The sequence below is a fragment of the Streptomyces atriruber genome (genome assembly GCF_001418325.1).
Lineage (GTDB): Bacteria > Actinomycetota > Actinomycetes > Streptomycetales > Streptomycetaceae > Streptomyces > Streptomyces atriruber.
Genome location: NZ_LIPN01000626.1, coordinates 1 through 1694, shown reverse-complemented (window position 1 = coordinate 1694; position 1694 = coordinate 1). Strand labels below are relative to the sequence as shown.

Below are 1694 nucleotides of genomic sequence, written 5' to 3'. Positions count from 1 at the left end.
GCCGCAGCGTCACGAAGGTGCACACCTACCGCGTCGAACTGCACCCGCGCGACAAGACCTTCACCATGACGGACGTCGTCCGCACCCACGAACGGGGCGCGTTCGGGACATCGACCCGCACGGTGGAGCACGGCCGCGCCAGGTACCGGACCTGGAGCCGCTCCCTGGACGGCGGCGAGCGGACCAGCTTCTCCTCCGCCGACGGTCACCGGCTGATCCGGGGAGCGGCCGAGCAACTGGGCTGGCGGGAGCTCAGGCCCGGCAGCGAGAAGATCGGCCTCGTCTTCGGGGCCATCGGCGGGGCGATCGCCCTCGGCACGCTGATCGCGCTCGGCGTCGTCTTCTTGCTCTGAGGGCGCGGGTGCTCAGCCTGCGGGCGGCAGCTCACCCGAACCGCGCTGGATGAGCCGCGTCGGCAGCTCGACCCGCTCCGGGGCCTGCGACGCGCCGTCGAGCTGCCGGAAGAGCCGCTCCGCCGCCGTCCTGCCCAGCTGCGCCGCGTCCTGCGCGACGACGGTCACGCCCGGCTCCAGCAGATCGGCGAGCTCGATGTCGTCGAAACCGACCAGTGCCACGGGACGGTCGAGCGAGGCGAGGACACGGACGACCGTCACCGTCACACGGTTGTTGCCCGCGAACACCGCAGTGACCGGCTCCGGGCCGCCCAGCATCGTCTCGGCCGCCGTGCGCACCCGCTCCGGATCGGTGACGCCGAGCGACACCCACGCCTCGTCGACGGGGATGTCCGCGTCCTCCATCGCCGCGCGGTAGCCGCGCAGGCGCTCTATGGCGGTGTGGATGCGCGGCTGGTCGCCGATGAAGCCGATCCGGCGGTGACCGTGGGCGATGAGATGCGCCACGCCGTCCCGCGCGCCGCCGAAGCTGTCGGAGAGCACCACGTCGGCATCGATCTTCCCGGCGGGCCGGTCGACGAAGACGGTGGCGACACCGGCGGCGATCTCCGGTTCCAGATAGCGGTGGTCGTCCCCGGCCGGAATCACCACGAGACCGTCGACGCGCCGCGCGCAGAGCGCGAGCACCAACTCCTGCTCGCGGTCCGGGTCCTCGGCGCTCGACCCGTTGATGAGCAGGGCGCCGTGCGCCCGCGCGACCTCCTCCACGGCGCGGCTCAGCGGTCCGTAGAAGGGGTCGGCCAGGTCCTCCAGGACGAGGCCGATGCTGGCGGTGCGCCCCTTGCGCAGCACCCGCGCGCTGTCGTTGCGGCGAAAGCCCAGGGCCTCGATGGCCTCCTGCACACGGCGTTCGGTGTCGGGGGTGACGCCCGGTTCACCGTTCACGACGCGTGAGACGGTCTTCAGGCCGACTCCCGCGCGCGCGGCGACGTCCTTCATGGTCGGCCGATTGCCGTAACGGTTCTCGGGTCGTCGGGCGGCGGTCTCGGCCACGGTGCGCTGTCCTGTCCTGTCGTCCACGAAGTCGTCCACGAGGTTCCTGTGGGGAGTCCACGATTCGTCCACGGGTCGTACGTGATTCGGTCGCAGTCCGGCCGTGGTGCAGCCGTGGTTCGGTCGTGAGGCCCCGCAAGAGCATGTGGCGTCGAGCATAGGGCCTGGACAACGTTGTCAGATGCAAGGGAGACTGACCTTCGCACTCTCCGGCCTGCCGATACACCAGGAGACCCGACACAGATGCACATGGACCTCGTCGCCGCACTCGACATCGGCGGCACCAAG

Annotated in this window: 2 protein-coding genes; one reads left to right on the top strand and one right to left on the bottom strand. The window is 71.0% G+C overall.

The window, feature by feature from the left end:
* A partial coding sequence (locus AOK03_RS39445) for a hypothetical protein (RefSeq protein ID WP_208609711.1) occupies positions 1–353 on the top strand: 353 nt, incomplete at its 5' end.
* Between the two features lie 12 nt (positions 354–365).
* Here the strand turns inward: AOK03_RS39445 and AOK03_RS39440 are convergent.
* The gene (locus tag AOK03_RS39440) at positions 366–1433 is read right to left on the bottom strand and encodes a LacI family DNA-binding transcriptional regulator (RefSeq protein WP_055570150.1); all 1068 of its coding nucleotides are present in this window, start codon (positions 1431–1433) and stop codon (positions 366–368) included.
* Positions 1434–1694: the final 261 nt, after the last annotated feature.